We start from the raw sequence: 18932 nt of genomic DNA, 5'->3' as shown, positions 1-18932 counted from the left end.
GCCGCTCCGGCTAAACTGGAGAGTATGGCCGGTCGAAAGTCTCCTTTCTTTGATACTGCAACCACCCTCGGGAAGATCGTCGCGTTCTTCGGGGTGAGTGCCGTCTGCGGTGTGCTCGCCGCCGGACTGCTGGTCCCCGCGGCCTCGGTCGCCGGCGCCTCCGCGACCGCCGGCATGGAGTTCTTCGACGCCCTGCCGGCGGAGCTGCGCGAGGAGCCGCTGTCGGTGCCATCCCGCGTCCTGGCGAACGACGGCTCGACCATCGCGACGTTCTACGCGGAGAACCGCGTCCCGGTCACCCTCGACAAGGTGTCCGACCACATGAAGAAGGCGATCGTCTCCATCGAGGACGAACGCTTCTACCAGCACAACGGGGTGGACCTGCGCGGCATCACCCGCGCGGCGATGCACAACCTCACCAGTTCCACCCAGCAGGGCGCCTCCACGCTGACGCAGCAGTACGTCAACAACACGCTGATCAACGCCGACAGCCTCCGCGGCGTCGACAAGGCGGACCTCACGATCTCCGGCACCAAGTCCATCGGCGACAAGATGCGCGAGGTCAAGCTCGCCATCGCCGTCGAGAAGGAGTTCTCCAAGGACGACATCCTCCAGGGCTACCTGAACATGGTGCTGTTCTCCGGAACCACCTACGGGGTCGAGGCGGCGGCGCAGCGCTTCTACTCGGTGCCCGCGTCGAAGCTGAACATCCAGCAGTCCGCCATGCTGGCCGGCATGGTCCAGTTGCCGAACGTCTACAACCCGACCAAGAACCCCGAGGCCAGCCTCAAGCGGCGCAACGTGGTGCTGGGGGCCATGAAGAAGACCGGCGCCATCACGGACGCCGAGTACCGGAAGGCCGTGAAGTCCGGCCTGGGGCTGAAGCCCAAGGTGCTGAAGTCCGGCTGCATCTCCGCCCGGACCGCCGCGTACTTCTGCGACTACGTCACGCACCTGGTGCTGGCCGATCCCGCCTACGGCAAGACCGTGGAGGACCGCACCGCGCTGCTGTACCGCGGCGGCCTCACCATCGGGACGACCCTGGACCCGCGCCTGCAGAAGGAAGCGGAGAAGGAGGCGGCCAACGCCATCGCCGCCGACGACGAGTCCAACCTCGGCGCGGCGATCGTCTCGGTCAAGCCCGGCACCGGCGAGATCCTGGCCATGGCCCAGAACAAGGTCTACGGGCCCCAGGATGGGACCCAGTACACCGAGTACAACTTCAACGTCGCCGCGAACGCCGGCGGGTCCGGCGGCTTCCAGGGCGGCTCCACGATGAAGCCCTACACCACGCTCGCCTGGCTCGAGTCCGGCCGGAACATGTGGGACAACGTCGACGCGACCCGGGACGAGTACCCCGACGGCTACGAGTGGCAGGCGTCGTGCCTCCCCGGCGGCCAGACCCGGACCTACTCCGAGGACGGCACGTGGCCGGTCAACAACGCCTCCGACGGCTTCAAGCACCGCATGACGGTCGACTACGGGCTGTACTGGTCCATCAACACCGCCACGGTCGCCCAGGCCGCGCAGTTGGACCTCTGCGACATCGCCGACGCCACCGAGCGGCTGCGCCTGGTGGACGGCAGCACCGGCGAGCCCCAGTCCCCCGCCTCGCCGGCGTTCGTCCTCGGCACCACGGATGTGACGCCCCTGTCGCAGGCGGCGGCCTTCGCGGCCTTCGCCAACGAGGGCGAGTACTGCGCCCCGCGCGCGCTGACGGCCGTCTCCGACGCCGCCGGCAACAAGTACAAGGTCCCGGCGCAGGAGTGCTCGCAGGAGATCGAACCGCAGACCATCGCGAACCTGAACGGCACGCTCTCCAAGATCGCCGGGGAGCGCGTGGCGAAGGGCACCATCAGCGCACCCATCGCCGGCAAGACCGGAACCAACAACGGCGCCTCGTCCACCTGGTTCGTCGGCTACACCACGGGAGTCTCCACGGCCGCGTGGGTGGGCCGCCACAACGGGAACGCCCAGATCTTCGGTGAGCGCATCAACGGCCGGATCTACGGCTACGCGGACTCCGCGACGTTCGCCTCGCCGATGTGGCTCGCCTACATGCAGGACGTGATCCAGTACTACCCGGCCGAGGAATTCGGGACCCCGGAGACCCGGCCTTCCTCCCAGGTCCAGCCGCAGCCGCAGGACAACAACCCGTTCACCGACGATGGGGACAACGGCGACGGGAACGACGGCGGGGACAACGGCGGCGACAACGGCGACGGGAACGACGGCGACGGGAACGACGGCGGCGACAACGGCGACGGGAACGACGGCGGCGACAACGGCGACGGGAACGACGGCGGCGACAACGGCGACGAGCCGTCGGCGAGGGCCGAGGACTCCGCTCCCGCCGACCCGTCCACATCCGTTCAGCCGTCCGAGCGCGGCGGCAACGGCCGCGGCAACCAGGACGAGACGCCCGCTCCCCCGGGCGGGAACGACTAGGCATGGGCCTCGAAAACGTGAGGGCCGCGTTGCGCTCCCTGGCCACCACTGCCGCGCTCGGCGCGGGCGCCGCCGCCGCCGCCGGGGGCGTCGCCTTCGGCTACGGCCTGTGGGAACGGAACCGGTTCGCCCTGCGGGAGGAGACGGTCGCAGTCCTGCCACCCGGGATGCCGGACCTGAGGGTGCTGCACCTCTCGGACATCCACATGGTGCCCGGTCAGGAGACGAAGCGGCAGTGGCTGCGGTCGCTGGCCGATCTCCGGCCGGGCCTGGTGGTCAACACCGGCGACAACCTGAGCCACCCCGACGCCGTCCCTGCCCTCCTTGAGGCGCTGGAGCCGCTGATGCGGTTCCCGGGAGTCTACGTGCCGGGCTCGAACTGCTACTTCGCGCCGCAGCCGAAGAACCCGTTCCGCTACCTCCTCGGCTCCTCCGGCAGGTCAGCGAGCACCAGCCCGGACCTCGAGCTGCCCTGGCGGCGCATGCACGCCGGCTTCGGCGCGGCCGGATGGCTCAACCTGGCCAACCGGAGCCTCTCCGTGCCGCGGGGACCGCTGCGCCTGGATTTCTCCGGCGTCGACGACCCGCACCTGTTGCTCGACAGCTACGCCGGCTGGCCGCGCGGCTCCTCGACCGCCGCCGAGGCGCCGCACGTGCGGATCGCGCTGGCGCACGCCCCCTACCAGCGGGTGCTCGACACCTTCACGTCCGGGGGCGCGGACATCATCTTCGCCGGGCACACGCACGGCGGCCAGGTCTGCGTCCCGGGCTACGGGGCGGTTGTGACGAACTGCGATCTCCCCACCTGGCGCGCCCGCGGGCTCTCGACGTGGGAACTCGACGGCCGGAGCGTGCCGCTGAACGTCTCCGCCGGCATCGGCACGTCCCGCTTCGCCCCCGTCCGCATCGCGTGCCCGCCGGAGGCCGTGCTGGTCACCCTGACCTCCCGCGGCTGAGCCCAGGCCGGACCCCGCACTGATCCGGGCGCGGGGTCCGCGGCGGGGAAGGGCTCCGCGGGACCGGCGGCCCGATGCGCCGATTGATGCATCTCAACCACTCGGGGTAGCCTTGAGTTGATTGCTGCAGGCAAATAATACGGATCGGGGACGCCGCACGTGGTGCAACACCAAACGGCCCAAGTCAGCCCAGAGAACCACACGTCGCTGTGGCGCACTTTCGCGCGGCTGGGACCGCACCTAAGGCCCATCTTCCCGCGCCTCGCGCTCGGCTTCCTGTGTGCGCTCGCGGCCGGCGTCGTGGCCCTAGCCATCCCGCAGGTGCTGCGCGAACTCGTGAACTCCGTCCTCTACGCCGGCGGCTCGAACCGCGACGTCTGGATCGCCGCGGTCGTCATCGCCGGGCTCGGCACGCTCGAGGCCGTCCTCGTCTTCCTGCGGCGCGTCTTCGTGATCACGCCCGCGGCCCGGCTGGAAACGACCCTGCGCGTCAACCTGTACCGGCACCTGCAGCAACTGCCCGTCGCCTTCCACGACAAGTGGGGATCCGGCCAGCTGCTCTCCCGCTCGATGGCGGACCTCGGACTGCTGCGCCGCTGGCTGGCCTTCGGCTCCATCATGCTCGTCGTCGCCACCGTCACCGTGCTCGTGGGGCTGGCCCTGATGTTCAGCAGCAACTGGATGCTCGGGGCGATCTACCTGGCCGGCGCCGTGCCGATCACCATCCGGGCCTTCTACTTCCGGAACGTGTTCCGGACGGCGAGCCGGCTCAGCCAGGACCAGGCCGGGGACCTCGCGACGGCGGTCGAGGAGTCCGTGCACGGCATCCGCGTCATCAAGGCCTTCGGCCGCGGCCGCCAGTCGCTGGAGGGCTTCAGCGTGCAGGCCGAGCGGCTGCGGGACACGGAGATCAGCAAGGCCCGCTCGCTGTCGGGCTTCCTGATGTTCGTCGTCTCCATCCCCGAGATCACGCTCGGCATCGGGCTCCTCGTCGGGCTGTGGCTCACCGCCGAGAACCAGCTGACGGTGGGCGAGCTGGTCGCCTTCTTCGCCACCGCCGCGGTGCTCGCGGGCCCGGTCGAGGGCATCGGCATGCTCCTGGGGATGACGCTCACCACCAAGACCGCACTCGACCGGCACTTCGACGTAATGGACACCGCCAGCACGATCGTGTCCCCGGCCGAGCCCGTGTCCCCCGGCGAACAGCGCGGCCACCTGCGCCTGTGCGGCGCCACCTTCAGCTACCCCGACGCCAAGCCGGATGCGGCCCCGGTGCTCGACGGCATCGACCTCGACATCCGACCGGGCGAGACCATGGCGCTCGTCGGCACCACCGGCAGCGGGAAGTCCACGCTGCTCCAGCTGGTGCCCCGCCTCTACGAGGTGACGGGCGGCGCCGTCGAACTGGACGGTGTCGACATCCGGGACTACGACCTCGAGGCGCTGCGCACCGCCGTGTCGGTGGCGTTCGAGGACACGACCCTGTTCTCCGCGTCGATCCGCGACAACGTCCTGCTCGGCGCCCGGCCCACACCCGGCCAGACGCCCGCCCAGGCGCTGGACGAGGCGCTCGACGTCGCCCAGGCGGGATTCACACGCGACCTGCCCGACGGCGTCGACACGGTCATCGGCGAGGAAGGCCTCTCGCTCTCCGGGGGCCAGCGGCAACGCATCGCCCTGGCCCGGGCCATCGCGGCCAAGCCCCTGGTGCTGGTGCTCGACGATCCGCTCTCCGCGCTCGACGTCCGCACCGAGGAACGCGTCACGGAGAGGCTGCGCGAGGTCCTCGCCGGGACAACGACGCTGATCGTCGCCCACCGGCCCTCCACCGTGATGCTCGCCGACCGCGTGGCCCTGCTCGACGGCGGCCGCATCGTCGACGTCGGGACGCACGGCGAGCTGCTCGCCCGCAGCGACCATTACCGCTACGTCATCGCCAGCCTGGACGAGCCGCCGACCGTGGAAGACGTCCTCAACGCCGAGGAGGCATCGCCGTGAGCCGGTCAGTGGGAGTCGCCAACGAAGACCAGATCGTCCTCGGCCGCGCCGACCGCGCACGGGTCCGCGCGCGGTCGTGGGCCCTGCTGCGGCTCCTGGCCTCGCCGCTGCGGAGGATGCTCGCGCTGACCGTGCTCCTCGTCGTCGTGTCCAACGCGGCGCGGGCGTCGTTCCCGCTGATCATCGCCTGGGCGATCGACTGGGCGCTGCCCGAACTGATCGCCGACCGCCCCATGGCCCTAGGCATCACCGGCGGCATGTACCTGGTGTCCGCGGTCCTCGCCGGCGTGCTGCTGGGCTGGTACAACCTCTGCACGGCGAAGGTCAGCCAGGCCATGCTGCTGGACCTGCGGCTGCGGGTGTTCCGGCACACGCAGCGGCTGAGCCTGGAGTTCCACGAGAACTACACCTCCGGGCGGATCATCTCGCGGCAGACCTCCGACCTGGAGACACTCCGCGAGCTCCTGGACCAGGGCGTCTCCCAACTCGTCTCCGGCGCGTTCTTCATCCTGTTCACCGCGGCGAGCATCTTCATCCTCGACTGGCGCAGCGGACTGCTGGTGCTGGGGGCCGCCGTCCCGATCGCCATCATCTTCCACTGGTACCAGCGCCGCTCCGAACTCGTCTACCGGGAGTCGCGGGTGGTGTCGGCCCGCCTCATCACGTCCTTCGTGGAGACGATGACAGGCATCCGCGCCGTGAAGGCGTTCCGCCGCGAGCGCGACAACGACGAGCGCTACGGCAACGTCGCTGGCGAATACCGGGACAATTCGATCCGTTCCATCAACCTCTTCGGGGTGCTCCAGCCCTCGCTCGTGCTGATCGGCAACCTCACCGTTGCCGTGGTGCTCCTGCTCGGGGGCTTCAGGGTCCTGGAGGGTGGACTGGCCGTCGGCACCCTGGTGGCGCTGCTGCTGGCCGCCAAGCGCGTCTTCCAACCGGTGGAGTCGATCGCGATGTTCTACAGCTCGCTGCAGGCGGCCACGGCCGCGCTCGAAAAGGTCTCCGGGCTCCTGGAGGAGGAGCCGACGGTCGTGGAGCCCGCGCGGCCCGTGGCCCTGCGCGACGCCGAGGGACGGATCGTCTTCACCGACGCAGAGTTCGGCTACGGGGACGGGCCACTGGTCATGGAGCGGTTCACCCTCGAGATTCCCGCCGGGCAGACGGTGGCCGTGGTCGGGCAGACCGGCGCCGGAAAGTCCACCCTGGCGAAGCTCATCGCGCGGTTCTACGACCTGCGCGCGGGATCGCTGACGCTCGACGGCGTGGAGCTGCGCGACCTGTCGAACACGGACCTGCGCCGGGCCGTCGTCATGGTGACCCAGGAGGCTTTCCTGTTCTCCGGATCCGTCGCGGACAACATCGCCCTCGGCAAGCCGGGGGCCTCGCCGGAGGAGATCATCCTGGCGGCACGCGCCGTCGGCGCCCACGAGTTCATCCTCGCTTTGCCGGACGGCTACGACACCGACGTCAACAAGCGCGGCGGCCGCGTCTCCGCCGGTCAGCGGCAGCTCATCTCCTTCGCCCGGGCGTTCCTGGCCGACCCGGCCGTGCTGATCCTGGACGAGGCGACGTCGTCCCTGGACATCCCGAGCGAACGGCTGGTTCAGGAGGGCCTGCGCAAGCTGCTCGGCGAGCGGACCGCGCTGATCATCGCGCACCGGCTCTCCACGGTCGAGATCGCCGACCGTGTCCTCGTGGTCCACGACGGGCGCATCGTCGAGGACGGCTCGCCGGCGCGCCTCGTCGCGGACGGCGGACGGTTCGCCGCGCTGCACAGCGCCTGGAGGGATAGCCTGGTCTAGCCGCGGCGGCCCGGCCCGGCGGCGGCCAGCGCCCCGGTCCGGCGGCGGCCAGCGCCCCGTCACGAAGAAGGGCCCTGCCGCGCGGTGTGTTCCGCGCGGCAGGGCCCCAGCCCCCCAGAGCTCTTCGTTCTAGTGCGGCCAGTCCCCCACGGACGTGGCCAACAGGTGCGGACGGTCCCCCACGGACGTCATCTTCAGGTGCGGCCAGTCCCCCACTGCCTGCACGGAATGTGGCCAGTCGCCCACATTCGTTGTCGCATGCGGCCAGTCCCCCACTGCCATGAATCCGGCGCCCGCCAAGGCGGATGCCACTGCGAACGTTGCGATGAACTTCTTCATGGTTCTCCTTCTGGAGCTTCTCGACATAGGTACGAGCAAGTGGCGAAGCACTTAACATTCATTGTAAATTGATGGGAACACGTTTCGTCAAGGGTTGGCACCAAGGCTCTCCCCGCCGGCGGATTTGACTGATTATCCACACGAACTAAGGGGTTCCAATGGGCATCAAATTCGGAGAGAAGCTTCGGCAGGCGCGCCTGCAGAACAAGATGACGCAGGCCCAGCTCGGCGCGGGCAAGTACTCGACGAGCTATATCTCCCTCCTGGAGACCGGGAGCCGGGAACCGACGTCGGAGATCATCACCGAGCTTTCGGGCCGCCTCGGCCTGGACCGCGAGGCCATGGAGTCGTGGAACACGCCGGTCTCCGCGGACGAGGCGGAGTTCGTGCTGCTGGAGCACCGGGCGCGCCAGTCCTACACGGCCCGCGAGTACACCGACGCCGAGAAGACGGCGACGGAGGCCGCGGCCGTCGCGCTGCGCCTCAAGAACTCCAGCGCCTGGTGGAACATGATGTTCCTGCGCGCCGAGTCGCTGCGCGACCAGGGCAGGTTCGACGAGTACCGGCTGGTGGCCGAGGAGGTGCTCTCCCACCCGCTGACCGACGAGTCGCTGGCCCTGAAGGTGCGCGCGGAGACGCTGGTGGCCAACGCCTACCTGGGCCTCGGGAAGCTGCACATCGCCGTGGACCACGCCCTCACCGCCGTCGAGCTCGGCCGGGACCTGCCCGGGGACTCGCTCATCTACATCGGCGCACTCTTCGCGCTCGTGGCGTCCCTGGCCGAGTCGGGCCAGCTGGACGAGGCCTGGCGGACCTGCCAGACGCTGTCGGACGCCGTCGCCAAGGGCGCGCCGAGCCAGACGGCGGGCAACGCGTACTGGGCCATCGGGAACGTGGCCTTCAAACGCCAAGACATCGCGTCGGGGCTGGCCAACCACCAGCTCGCCGCCCAGCGCCTGCTGCCCGCAAGCGACATCGAGCTGTGGGCGCGCTTCAACAAGGCGTCCGCGTCGATGCGCCTCTCCGCCGGCGTGGTGGAGCAGGAGACGCTGCAGTGCATCGAGAAGGCGGAGCTGGCGCTCAGCGTCATCGGCGGCAACCCGTCCGAGACCCTCGAGCTGCACCTGATCCGCGCCCGCTGGCTGCACCTCAACGGCCAGCCGGCGGAGGCCCTCGAGCAGCTCAAGCCGGTGGACGAGGACCGCGAGGCGCTCTCGCAGCACCTGCAGGGAGAGCTCGACCTGCTCACCGCGCGCTGCCTCGTGGGCACGGGGCGCCACCAGGACGCGCTGCCGCACCTGAGCCGCGCGCAGCAGGCCTTCGCCTCGGCGGGATCCCCCGACCGGGCCTCGCTGGCGATCGAACTGGCCACCGAGATCCGCTCGGCCAACCGCTAGGACTCCCCCGGCCCCGCGGAGCCGGCGCGCCCGACCGGTGGACTTGTCCCCTGGTCGGCGCCCGCGGGAGAGCCAGCGCTAGGCCGCGAAGATCCGTCCCGTGATGCGCTCGTACGCCTCGATGTACCGCGCCCGCGTCCGCTCGACCACCTCTGCGGGCAGGGCCGGCGGCTCCGCGCCGGAGGACCTGTCCCACCCGGACTCGGGTCCGGTCAGCCAGTCCCGGACGTACTGCTTGTCGAACGAGGGCTGCGCCTGGCCCGGGCGGTACGTCTCGGCGTCCCAGAAGCGGGACGAGTCGGGCGTCAGGACCTCATCGCCGAGCGTGATCGTGCCGTCCGCGGGGTCGATCCCGAACTCGACCTTGGTGTCCGCGAGGATGATGCCCCGCGCCCGGGCGATGTCCTCGGCCCGCGTGTACAGCTCCAGGGTCAGGCGGCGCAGCTCGTCGGCCGGCCCCTCCCCGATGCGCTCCTCGACCTCCGCGTAGGTGATGTTCTCGTCGTGCTCGCCGACCTCGGCCTTGGCCGAGGGCGTGAAGATCGGCGGCTCCAGGCGGGAGCCGTCCCGCAGGCCCTCGGGCAGCGGCAGCGAGCACACGGTGCCCGACTCGCGGTACTCCAGCAGCCCGGAGCCGGTGAGGTACCCGCGGGCGATGCACTCGATGGGGAACATCGCGAGCTTCTTGCACACCATGGCGCGCCCGGCGACCGCCTCGGGGACGTCGGTGGAGACGACGTGGTGGGGAATGCCCGCCAGCTGCGAGAACCACCACAGGCTGAGCTGCGTCAGCACCTTGCCCTTGTCCGGGATCTCGGAGGCCAGCACGAAGTCGTAGGCGCTGATGCGGTCGCTGGCCACGACCAGCACGAGGTCGGCGTCCTCCTGGGTGGCCCCCTCGGGCACGTACAGGTCGCGCACCTTCCCGGAGTAGACGTGCGTCCAGCCCGGAAGCTCCGGGGCCTGCGTCTGCAGCCCGGCCATCAGAGCGACGCCTCGTCGGCCGCGGAACCGGGGCCCGCGGGCTCCGGGGAGTGCGCGGCTCCCGGCGTGAAGCCCGCGGCCCCGGCCGTTCCGGCGGGCATCCCGACCGCGCCCTCCGCGGCCCGCAGCGCGATGTCGGTGCGGTGCTGGCCACCGGCGAGCGAGATCCGATCGACCCCGCGGTACGCCGCGCCACGGGCGGCGTGCAGCTCGGCGCCCAGCCCGACGACGGCCAGCACGCGCCCGCCGGAGCTCACCAGTTCCCCGGCGTCGTTCCGCGACGTGCCGGCATGCAGCACGCTGACGCCCTCCAGCGCCTCGGCCTCCTCGACGCCGGCGAGCGGGTCCCCGAGCACCGGGGCGTCGGGGTAGTTCGCGGACGCCAGCACGACGGCCACCGCGGAGTCCGGGCGCCAGTGCAGCTGTTCGGCGTCGTCCAGCGCCCCGGTCGCCGCGGCGTGCAGCAGGCCGCCGAGCGGCGTCTTGAGCCGGGCCAGCACGGCCTGGGTCTCCGGGTCCCCGAAGCGCGCGTTGAACTCGATGACGCGGATGCCGCGCCGGGTCAGGGCCAGCCCGCAGTAGAGGACGCCGACGAACGGCGTGCCGCGTCGCTCCATCTCGCGGATGGTCGGGTAGGCCACGCGCTCCATCACCTCGTCGACGAAACCCGCCGGAAGCCACGGCAGCGGCGTGTACGCGCCCATGCCGCCCGTATTGGGTCCCAGGTCGCCGTCGGAGATCCGCTTGAAGTCCTGCGCGGGCGCCAGCGGCACCGCGTGCTTGCCGTCGGAGACGACGAAAAGCGAGACCTCGGGGCCGTCGAGGAACTCCTCGATCAGCACCGCGCCGCCGGCCGCGAAGCAGGAGTCGGCGTGGGCGAGCGCCTCGGCCCGATCCTGGGTGACGACCACTCCCTTCCCGGCGGCCAGGCCGTCGTCCTTGACGACGTAGGGGGCCCCGAACGCGTCCAGCGCGTCGGCGGCCTCCTCCGTGTTCACCGCGACCCGCGCCATGGCGGTGGGGACGCCGGCCTCCGCCATGATCTCCTTGGCGAAGGCCTTTGACGCCTCGAGCTGCGCGGCGGCCTTCGACGGGCCGAACACGGGGATCCCCGCCGCGGCCAGCGCGTCGGCGGCGCCGGCGGCCAGCGGCGCCTCGGGACCGATCACCACCAGCGTCGAGCCGAGCTCACGGGCCAGCGCGACGACGGCGGCCGGGTCTTGGGCGTCCACGGCGTGGACGGGCACGTCGGCGGCGATCCCCGCGTTCCCGGGCGCGCAGCGCACCTCCGAGACGTACGGGTCGGCCAACAGGGCTCGGACAATGGCGTGTTCGCGGCCACCGGGGCCGATGACAAGTACCTTCACGAGCCACCAGCCTACCGGCGTGCGCGGCCCCCGCCCACTGCGGGACCCCACCGTGAAGCGGCCCGCCGGCCGGCGCCGGGGCGTAGGCTGGGGAGCGTGGGCAAGGAAACATTGTGGGAGGCGCACCTGCGCCGGAACCCGGGGCATTCTCAGTGGTACATCGACCGCTTCGCGGCCCTGCGGGCCGAAGGCGCCGACCTGCACGGCGAGGTCCGGATGCTGGACGCGCTCTGCCCTCGCGGCGCCCGCGTCCTCGACGCCGGCTGCGGGCCGGGGCGCGTCGGTGGCGAACTGGCCCGCCGCGGGCACACCGTGGTGGGCATCGACGTCGATCCCGTGCTCGTGGCCCAGGCCCGCGCGGACCACCCGGAGGCGGTCTGGCACGTGGGCGACCTCGCGGAGCTCGAGCTGCGCGAGGGCGGGCGCCCCGACGCGTTCGACGTCATCGTCTGCGCGGGCAATGTCATGGCGTTCCTGGCGCCGGGCACCGCGCGGGAGGTCCTGTCCCGCTTCCGGGCGCACCTCGCCCCGGGCGGCCGCGCGGTCATCGGCTTCGGATCCGGACGGGGCTACGCCTTCGGGGACTTCCTGGACGACGCCGCGGCCGCCGGCCTCCGCACGGACGCCACGTTCTCCACCTGGGACCTGCGGCCCCTCGGCCCGGACGCCGATTTCCTCGTGGCGGTGCTGTCCCCGGCCTGAGCCCACGGCGTCCGGGCCCGGGCACGCGGCCCCTAGAATGGGGGCCATGCCCGAAACCTTTACGTCGGCGGACGCCGTCGACCTCGCCGTCGTGGAACGCAACGGCTTCATCGAGTCCCGCCACCGCGGATCCGCGGTGGTGCTCGACGCCGCCGGCGGGGTCGTCACCGCGCTCGGCGACATCGACGCCCCCGTCATGCCGCGGTCCGCGCTCAAGCCGTTCCAGGCCCTGGCGTCCATGCAGTCCGGGGTGCCGCTGCGCGGGGCCGAGGTGGCGCTGGCCTGCGCCAGCCACGTCGGCAGCCGTGAGCACATGGAACTCGCCGCGTCGATGCTGGCCAAGGCCGGCCTGGACGAGGAGGACCTGCTCTGCCCCGAGGCCTGGCCCGGGCACGAGGACACACGGAACGAGCTGGTCCGGAGCGGCCGCGGGAAGTCGCGGCTGGCGTTCAACTGCTCCGGCAAGCACGCCGCGTTCCTGTGGGCCTGCACCGAAAACGGCTGGGACACGGAGACGTACCTGGAACCGGAGCATCCGCTGCAACGCCGCGTCGTCGAGGTCGTCGAGGAGTACGCCGGCGAGAAGATCGCGCACCTGGCCGTGGATGGCTGCGGGGCCCCGGTGCCGGCGTTCTCGCTGCGCGGGCTCGCGCGCGCGACGGGCCGCCTGGCGCGGTCCCCGGGCAGCAAGCACGCCGACGCCCGGGCCGCGACGATCGCCACCGCGATGCTGGACTACCCCTGGGCCGTCCACGGCCACGGCGAGGAGAACACCGTGGTCATGGAGGAGCTGGGGGTCATCGCCAAGCTCGGCGCCGAGGGCGTGCTGATGCTCGGCACCGACACCGGAGCCTCCTGCACCCTGAAGATGCTCGACGGCAACGGGCGGGGCGCCACGCTGGTGGGCCTGACCCTGCTGGCCGCGGCCGGGGCCGTCGACGTCGACCGGCTGGCTCCGGTGCTGGAGCAGGTGGTCAAGCCCGTCCTCGGCGGCGGCGCCCCGGTGGGGCGCGTCAGGCTCGCGGCGCCCGTCGTGGCGCTGCTGGAGTAGGGGCCGGGATGGGTGTGCGACGCCGGATCGCCGCCGACGCCGGCACCGCCGCGGTGCGCGCGTGGCTCGACGCGCCGCCGGAATCCCGGACGGGCCTGCCCCGCCCCGTGCTGGCGACCGCCGTCCGCTACGCGCTCGAGGAGCTGTCCGAGGCCGCCGAGGGCAACTCGGTGGAGGTCAGGGTGCCGCCGTTCGGCGTGGCACAGTGCGTCGAGGGGCCGCGCCACACGCGCGGCACCCCGCCGAACGTCGTCGAAATGGACGCCCAGACGTGGCTCGGGCTCGCCACCGGGGTCCTGCCGTGGGCCGAGGCCCGCGCCGCCGGCTCCGTCGGCGCCTCCGGACTCCGGGCCGACCTCTCGGCCCACCTGCCCCTCTTCGGCCCCGTCTAGGCCCGCCTGGACCTCGCGTAGGCCCCGCGTGGAGCCCGCGGCCCGCACCGTCGGGCCGCACCGCGGGCCCGCCCCGCGGACCGAGGCCGTGAACCGGCGCCGTGGACCGGGCACCCCGCCCCGCGGCCTCCCGCGCGTTCGGCGGCGGGCGGCGGGTTCGGTACCCTTGAGGGCATGGAATCCCCCCGCGACGACGCCCCCAAGATCCCGGAACGGGAGCCCGACCGCGGTTCCGAGGACCGCCCCGCGGCCGCGTCCGTCCCCGTGGTGGTGCGCCGCTCGCCGAAGTTCTGGCCCTTCGTCGGCGCCGGGGCCGTCCTGGGCGTCCTCGTGGCGATCATCTCCGCCTACACGGGGGCCGGCAGCGCCGAGTTCACCCGCGCCTCGGTGGCCGGATTCCTGGCGGTGTTCTTCGGCCTCGCCGGCGTGCTGGTGGGCTGCATCGCCTACCTCGTGGCCGACCGCGTCGGCGCCAAACGGGCCACCCGCACCACCGCGGTGCCCCTCGACGGCCCCGGCGCCCCCTAGCCGCGCCGTCCGCGTCGCCGTCCGGTCACCGAGGACCCCCGCGGCGCCCTCGCGTGAGAGAATGGGGCACATGGCGCGTGGTGACGGAATGCTTTCTCATGATCTCTTGCCCGACGAGAAGGGGCCGCAGGACGAATGCGGCGTCTTCGGAGTCTGGGCCCCCGGCGAGGACGTCGCGAAACTGGCGTACTACGGGCTGTACGCGCTGCAGCACCGCGGCCAGGAGTCCGCGGGCATCGCCACCTCCGACGGCAAGCGCATCAACGTGTACAAGGACATGGGGCTCGTGTCCCAGGTGTTCGACGAGAACACGCTGAACTCGATGACCGGGCACATCGCCGTCGGGCACTGCCGGTACTCCACCACGGGTGCCAGCCACTGGGCGAATGCCCAGCCGACGCTCGGCGCGACGTCCGAGGGCACGGTGGCCCTGGCGCACAACGGCAACCTCATCAACTCGGCCGAGCTCATGGACATGGTGGTCGCCGAGCAGGGCGCCAAGTTCCGCGGCGAGCTGGCGCAGGGCAACACCACGGACACCGCCCTGGTGACCGCGCTGCTGCGCGGGGACGAGGGCCGGACCCTCGAGGAGACGGCGCTGGGGCTCCTGCCAAAGCTGAAGGGCGCCTTCAGCTTCGTCTTCATGAACGAGGGCACGCTCTACGCGGCGCGCGACACCCATGGCGTGCGCCCCCTGGTGCTCGGCCGCCTCGCGCGCGGCTGGGTCGTCGCCTCGGAGCAGGCCGCCCTGGCCACCGTCGGCGCCAGCTTCATCCGGGAGATCGAGCCGGGCGAGTTCATCGCCATCGACGAGGACGGCATCCGGTCCCAGCGCTTCGGCGCGGCGACCCCGGCGCACTGCGTCTTCGAATACGTCTACCTGGCCCGTCCGGACGCCTCCATCAACGGCCGCTCGGTCTACGAGTCGCGCGTGGAGATGGGACGCCAGCTGGCCCGGGAGAACAGCGCGGAGGCCGACATCGTCATCCCCGTCCCGGAGTCCGGGACCCCCGCCGCGATCGGCTACGCGGAGGAGTCCGGCATCCCGTTCGCCCACGGCTTCGTGAAGAACGCCTATGTCGGGCGCACGTTCATCCAGCCGTCGCAGACGCTCCGCCAGCTCGGCATCCGGCTCAAGCTCAACGCGCTGGAGCCCGTCATCCGCGGCAAGCGCGTCGTCGTCGTGGACGACTCGATCGTCCGCGGCAACACGCAGCGCGCGATCGTGCGCATGCTGCGCGAGGCCGGGGCCGCGTCGATCCACGTGAAGATCTCCTCGCCCCCCATCAAATGGCCGTGCTTCTACGGCATCGACTTCGCCTCCCGCGCGGAGCTGATCGCCAACGGCGCCAACATCGCGGAGATCACCGCCTCCATCGGCGCGGACTCGCTGGCGTACATCTCCGAGGACGGGATGATCGACTCCACGCAACAGCCGCGCGAGCGCCTCTGCACGGCCTGCTTCACCGGAACCTACCCGATCGAGCTGCCGAGCTCGGACCGGCTGGGCAAGAACCTCCTCGAGCGCGCGGACGAGACCGAGGGCGGCTGCGACCCCGGCCCCGACGCGGAGTTCGAGCCCACGCTGACGCCCGCCGACAAGACCCCGAGCACCAAGTAAAGGACGCCCCACGCATGACTTCCTCCACGCCCGAGAACCCCGCCGGCATCACCTACGCGTCCGCCGGAGTCGACGTCGAGGCCGGGGACCGCGCCGTCGAACTGATGAAGGGGGCCATCAAGGCGACCCACAACGCCTCGGTGCTCGGCGGCGTCGGCGGCTTCGCGGGCCTCTACGACGCCTCGCGCCTGCTCGCCTACAAGCGTCCGCTCCTCGCCACGTCCACCGACGGCGTCGGCACCAAGGTCGCGATCGCACAGGCGATGGACATCCACCACACCATCGGCCACGACCTGGTCGGCATGGTCGTGGACGACATCGTCGTGGTCGGCGCCGAACCGCTGTTCATGACGGACTACATCGCCTGCGGCAAGGTGGTGCCGGAGCGCATCGCGGACATCGTGCGCGGCATCGCCGAGGCCTGCACCCTGGCCGGCACCGCCCTGGTCGGCGGCGAGACCGCCGAGCACCCGGGCCTGCTGGCGCCGGACGAGTACGACGTGGCCGGCGCGGCCACCGGTGTCGTCGAGGCCGACGCGCTCCTGGGACCGGACCGCGTCCGCGCGGGCGACGTCGTCATCGGCATGGCTTCCTCGGGCATCCATTCCAACGGCTACTCGCTGGTCCGCCGCGTCATCAACCACGCCGGATGGGCCCTGGACCGCGAGGTTTCCGAGCTGGGCCGGACCCTGGGCGAGGAACTGCTGGTGCCCACCAAGGTATATGCCGCGGACTGCATGGACCTGATCCGCACGCTCAACACGGGCGGTGCCGCGCCCCTGCACGGCTTCAGCCACGTTACCGGCGGCGGGCTCGCCGCCAACCTGGCCCGCGTCCTGCCGCAGGGGCTCATGGCCACGGTCGACCGCTCCACGTGGTCCCTCCCCGCGATCTTCACCCTCGTCTCCCAGCTGGGCGGCGTTCCGCAGGCGGACCTCGAGCGGACGCTGAACCTCGGCGTCGGCATGGTCGCCATCGTCGAGGCCTCCGCCGCGGACGCCGCGGTGTCCCGCCTCACCGAGCGCGGCGTGCCGTCCTGGGTCATGGGATCGGTCGGCGCGATCGACGACGAGGCGCCCTCCGCCGGCCCCGACTTCGTCCAGGGCGCCAAGGGGGTCGACGGCGGTGCCGTGCTGCTCCGCGGAGCCTACGCCTCCTAGCGCGGCCTCCTAGGTTGGCCTCCCAGCGCGGCCTCCCAGGGACGCCACGGACGACGCCGGGGCGACCCCGACCCCGCGCCGGCGGATACTGGACGCATGGGTAGCTACGTCCTCGTTGTCTTCGTCCGCCGACTCGCCGAGGGCGCGGTCTTCGAACGGTCGGCCTGGCCGCTGCACGCGACCCTGCTCCGCTTCGACACCCGTGAGGGGGCGGGGACGGTGGCGTCCCGGGTCGGTCCGGCCCTCGCCGGGGTCGGGTCCTTCGCCGCCGAGGTGGGGGCGGAGGCGGGCTTCGGGCGCGACGGCGGCGTGCCGGTCTCCCTGCTCGACCCCGACAGCGGGCTCGCCAGTCTCCACGGGGAGCTGCTCGAGGCCTTCGTGGGGCACGCCACCCTGCCCGGTGCGCAGCACACCCGATCGGGCTACCGGCCGCACGTCTCCCACACCGCCGGGCGGCCGCGGCGCGGGGACCGCCTCCTCGTGGACCACGTCGCGCTCATCGACATGCGGCCCGACGGCGACCCCTCGCGCCGCCGCGTCGCGGCGGTGTGGCCGCTCGTGCCCGCCGGCACCTGATCCCCGCGCGATCCCCGCGCGGCCCGCCGTCAGCGGGCGCCGAGGAGCTCACCCAAGGCCGGAGCCACCCGCGCCCTCCAGCGCCACGCGGCCCGCGAATCCCCGCGGGTCGGACCGGCGTTGATGATGCCCACGGGCTTGCCGGCGCGTTCGGCGTTCAGCACCATCCGGTAGCCGCTCATGACCGCGAGACTCGAACCGACGACCAGCAATCCGGTGGACTTGTCCTCTAGTTCGGAAACGAGGCGCTTGCGCTCCGGGGGCACGTTCTCGCCGAAGTACACGACGTCGGGCTTGAGTTCCACGCTGCCGCAGTTCAGGCAGCCGACCATCGAGAACGCCTCGACGTGCTCCTGCGCCAGGGTCACGTCGCCGTCCGGATTGACGCTCGCGGGATCCAGCTCGACCCGCTCGATGAATCCGGGGTTCGCCGCGGCGAGCCGCCTATCCAGCCCGCGACGCGCCTCGACGTGGCCGCAGTTCAGGCAGACCACGCGGTCCAGGTCCCCGTGCAGGGGAACCACCGCGCGGGAACCGCCGCGGACGTGCAGCCCGTCCACGTTCTGCGTCACCACGCCGCTGAGCCAGCCCCGCCGCTCCATCTCGGCGACGGCGTGGTGCGCGTCGTTCGGCGCGGTGTCCGCCATGTGCCGCCAGCCGACGAAGCTCCGCGCCCAGTAGCGGTGGCGCGCGGTGGGATCGTGCCGGAACTCCTGGTACGTCATGGGGCGGTGGCGGCGCAGGGAACCGTTCGGGCCGCGGTAGTCGGGGATGCCGGAGTCCGTGGACACGCCCGCGCCGCTGAGCAGGAGGACCGGTCCGTCCGCCAACATCGCCGCGATGCCCCGCCGCGCGGCGGAGGGATCCTGTGCGGGGGCGGTCTCCCCCACCACGCGCTCGATCGAGCGCAGGGCCGCGCGGTGGGCGTTGGCGATGGGAAGGTTCGTGAGGTCCACGCTAGGGCTCCTTATCAGTGGTGCACGGCGCGGAGTCCCGGTCCCCGGCACGGGGTCCGCGAGGGTCGGCGCGGGTACCGCGGGCTCCGTGTGACGGCACGCTGGTTCCGCCACGCCACCCGGAGCGGCGGCCGACCGGCCGCCGCCGGGCGCTCCTCTGCGGGCGTCCCTTGCGCGGCGCGCCGGAGGCGGGGGATGCGGCGGCACGCCCGATGGGGCCCATGGCGTCCACTGTGGGGGAGGAGACGATCAGCCGATACGGCGTTGGTCGTCCTCGTCGTCGTCGGAGTACTTGCTCCCGTACTCCGCGTAGTCCGCCTCGGGCGGTTCTTCGACGTGCTTCGTCGGAGCACCGGCGTAACCGCGGGTGCTTCCGAGCTCGCGTTGGAGGGCAGACAAGTCGGTGGCCGGGGAATAGTACTTGATATCCCTGGCCTGCCGAGTCGCTTTTGCCTTCTGACGGCCGCGCCCCATGGCGTGACCCCCTTTTTCGGTAGATCCGGAAGTGGTCCCCCTCAGGAGGGGGAGGTCCCGGAATAAGTGACTGAATCTTTCGTACCCCTAGGTTAACATGATTCGGCACCAATCGCCGTCTCGGCGCATGGGCGGACGGCGGGCCGGCGACGGCTAAAGTATGGTGCGGAAACAGCAG

17 protein-coding genes are annotated in these 18932 nt (G+C 71.8%); 12 read left to right on the top strand and 5 right to left on the bottom strand.

Going from position 1 to position 18932, the window contains the following annotated elements; translation table 11 throughout:
• Positions 1-24 precede the first annotated feature (24 nt).
• The 4 genes from ACETWP_RS09390 to ACETWP_RS09375 all read left to right on the top strand — a co-directional run bounded on the left by ACETWP_RS09390 (position 25) and on the right by ACETWP_RS09375 (position 7207).
• Positions 25-2448, top strand: a complete 2424-nt coding sequence (locus ACETWP_RS09390) for a transglycosylase domain-containing protein (protein WP_373971973.1) — start codon at positions 25-27, stop codon at positions 2446-2448.
• 2 nt (positions 2449-2450) lie between these two features.
• Positions 2451-3404 (top strand): metallophosphoesterase, encoded by a 954-nt coding sequence (locus tag ACETWP_RS09385; protein WP_373971972.1) that lies wholly within the window; start codon positions 2451-2453, stop codon positions 3402-3404.
• 159 nt (positions 3405-3563) lie between these two features.
• The gene (locus ACETWP_RS09380; protein ID WP_373971971.1) at positions 3564-5402 is read left to right on the top strand and encodes an ABC transporter ATP-binding protein; all 1839 of its coding nucleotides are present in this window, start codon (positions 3564-3566) and stop codon (positions 5400-5402) included.
• Positions 5399-7207 (top strand): ABC transporter ATP-binding protein, encoded by a 1809-nt coding sequence (locus ACETWP_RS09375; RefSeq protein ID WP_373971970.1) that lies wholly within the window; start codon positions 5399-5401, stop codon positions 7205-7207. The genes ACETWP_RS09380 and ACETWP_RS09375 overlap by 4 nt, the downstream gene beginning before the upstream one ends.
• A gap of 129 nt (positions 7208-7336) precedes the next feature.
• On the opposite strand, the gene ACETWP_RS09370 is transcribed toward ACETWP_RS09375, so the two are convergent.
• Positions 7337-7546 carry a hypothetical protein gene (locus ACETWP_RS09370; protein ID WP_373971969.1) on the bottom strand — a complete coding sequence of 70 codons (210 nt, stop codon included), beginning with the start codon at positions 7544-7546 and terminating at the stop codon, positions 7337-7339.
• A 158-nt stretch (positions 7547-7704) separates the two neighbouring features.
• Between ACETWP_RS09370 and ACETWP_RS09365 the strand changes: the two genes are divergently transcribed.
• Positions 7705-8943 (top strand): helix-turn-helix domain-containing protein, encoded by a 1239-nt coding sequence (locus tag ACETWP_RS09365; RefSeq protein ID WP_373971968.1) that lies wholly within the window; start codon positions 7705-7707, stop codon positions 8941-8943.
• Positions 8944-9021: 78 nt separating this feature from the next.
• Here ACETWP_RS09365 and ACETWP_RS09360 read toward each other — a convergent pair whose 3' ends face one another.
• Positions 9022-9927 carry a phosphoribosylaminoimidazolesuccinocarboxamide synthase gene (locus tag ACETWP_RS09360; RefSeq protein ID WP_373971967.1) on the bottom strand — a complete coding sequence of 302 codons (906 nt, stop codon included), beginning with the start codon at positions 9925-9927 and terminating at the stop codon, positions 9022-9024.
• Entirely contained in the window at positions 9927-11294 is a 1368-nt protein-coding gene (purD, locus tag ACETWP_RS09355; RefSeq protein ID WP_373971966.1) for a phosphoribosylamine--glycine ligase, read from the bottom strand. The genes ACETWP_RS09360 and purD overlap by 1 nt, the downstream gene beginning before the upstream one ends.
• A gap of 96 nt (positions 11295-11390) precedes the next feature.
• Between purD and ACETWP_RS09350 the strand changes: the two genes are divergently transcribed.
• The 7 genes from ACETWP_RS09350 (at position 11391) to ACETWP_RS09320 (ending at position 17324) form a co-directional block, all read left to right on the top strand.
• A complete protein-coding gene (locus ACETWP_RS09350; protein ID WP_373971965.1) occupies positions 11391-11996 on the top strand; it encodes a class I SAM-dependent methyltransferase in 606 nt (201 codons plus the stop codon).
• A 46-nt stretch (positions 11997-12042) separates the two neighbouring features.
• On the top strand, positions 12043-13047 hold the full coding sequence (locus ACETWP_RS09345) for an asparaginase (RefSeq protein ID WP_373971964.1): 1005 nt from the start codon (positions 12043-12045) through the stop codon (positions 13045-13047).
• A gap of 8 nt (positions 13048-13055) precedes the next feature.
• Positions 13056-13439 carry a sterol carrier family protein gene (locus ACETWP_RS09340; RefSeq protein ID WP_373971963.1) on the top strand — a complete coding sequence of 128 codons (384 nt, stop codon included), beginning with the start codon at positions 13056-13058 and terminating at the stop codon, positions 13437-13439.
• 174 nt (positions 13440-13613) lie between these two features.
• Positions 13614-13967: a hypothetical protein gene (locus tag ACETWP_RS09335; RefSeq protein WP_373971962.1), complete on the top strand. Its 354-nt coding sequence runs from the start codon at positions 13614-13616 to the stop codon at positions 13965-13967.
• 70 nt (positions 13968-14037) lie between these two features.
• A complete protein-coding gene (gene purF, locus ACETWP_RS09330; protein WP_373971961.1) occupies positions 14038-15588 on the top strand; it encodes an amidophosphoribosyltransferase in 1551 nt (516 codons plus the stop codon).
• Between the two features lie 14 nt (positions 15589-15602).
• Positions 15603-16748: a phosphoribosylformylglycinamidine cyclo-ligase gene (purM, locus tag ACETWP_RS09325; protein WP_373971960.1), complete on the top strand. Its 1146-nt coding sequence runs from the start codon at positions 15603-15605 to the stop codon at positions 16746-16748.
• 96 nt (positions 16749-16844) lie between these two features.
• Positions 16845-17324 carry a 2'-5' RNA ligase family protein gene (locus ACETWP_RS09320; RefSeq protein ID WP_373971959.1) on the top strand — a complete coding sequence of 160 codons (480 nt, stop codon included), beginning with the start codon at positions 16845-16847 and terminating at the stop codon, positions 17322-17324.
• A 29-nt stretch (positions 17325-17353) separates the two neighbouring features.
• On the opposite strand, the gene ACETWP_RS09315 is transcribed toward ACETWP_RS09320, so the two are convergent.
• Complete coding sequence (locus ACETWP_RS09315; protein WP_373971958.1) at positions 17354-18280, bottom strand: Sir2 family NAD-dependent protein deacetylase; 927 nt, start codon at positions 18278-18280, stop codon at positions 17354-17356.
• 249 nt (positions 18281-18529) lie between these two features.
• Positions 18530-18754, bottom strand: coding sequence for a DUF3073 domain-containing protein (locus ACETWP_RS09310; protein WP_373971957.1), 225 nt, complete (start codon positions 18752-18754; stop codon positions 18530-18532).
• Positions 18755-18932 lie beyond the last annotated feature (178 nt).

It is taken from the genome of Arthrobacter halodurans (genome assembly GCF_041877255.1).
Lineage (GTDB): Bacteria > Actinomycetota > Actinomycetes > Actinomycetales > Micrococcaceae > Arthrobacter_N > Arthrobacter_N halodurans.
The sequence above is the reverse complement of the archived record's forward strand: the minus strand, read 5'-3'. Positions and strand labels throughout refer to the sequence as shown.

Bases quoted from the DNA above. Each gene is read 5' to 3' on its own strand.
- ACETWP_RS09390 (WP_373971973.1), top strand. From the start codon at position 25: ATGGCCGGTCGAAAGTCTCCTTTCTTTGATACTGCAACCACCCTCGGG.
- ACETWP_RS09385 (WP_373971972.1), top strand. From the start codon at position 2,451: ATGGGCCTCGAAAACGTGAGGGCCGCGTTGCGCTCCCTGGCCACCACT.
- ACETWP_RS09370 (WP_373971969.1), bottom strand. From the start codon at position 7,546: ATGAAGAAGTTCATCGCAACGTTCGCAGTGGCATCCGCCTTGGCGGGC.
- ACETWP_RS09365 (WP_373971968.1), top strand. From the start codon at position 7,705: ATGGGCATCAAATTCGGAGAGAAGCTTCGGCAGGCGCGCCTGCAGAAC.
- ACETWP_RS09360 (WP_373971967.1), bottom strand. From the start codon at position 9,927: ATGGCCGGGCTGCAGACGCAGGCCCCGGAGCTTCCGGGCTGGACGCAC.
- ACETWP_RS09345 (WP_373971964.1), top strand. From the start codon at position 12,043: ATGCCCGAAACCTTTACGTCGGCGGACGCCGTCGACCTCGCCGTCGTG.
- ACETWP_RS09340 (WP_373971963.1), top strand. From the start codon at position 13,056: ATGGGTGTGCGACGCCGGATCGCCGCCGACGCCGGCACCGCCGCGGTG.
- ACETWP_RS09335 (WP_373971962.1), top strand. From the start codon at position 13,614: ATGGAATCCCCCCGCGACGACGCCCCCAAGATCCCGGAACGGGAGCCC.
- purF (WP_373971961.1), top strand. From the start codon at position 14,038: ATGGCGCGTGGTGACGGAATGCTTTCTCATGATCTCTTGCCCGACGAG.
- purM (WP_373971960.1), top strand. From the start codon at position 15,603: ATGACTTCCTCCACGCCCGAGAACCCCGCCGGCATCACCTACGCGTCC.
- ACETWP_RS09320 (WP_373971959.1), top strand. From the start codon at position 16,845: ATGGGTAGCTACGTCCTCGTTGTCTTCGTCCGCCGACTCGCCGAGGGC.
- ACETWP_RS09310 (WP_373971957.1), bottom strand. From the start codon at position 18,754: ATGGGGCGCGGCCGTCAGAAGGCAAAAGCGACTCGGCAGGCCAGGGAT.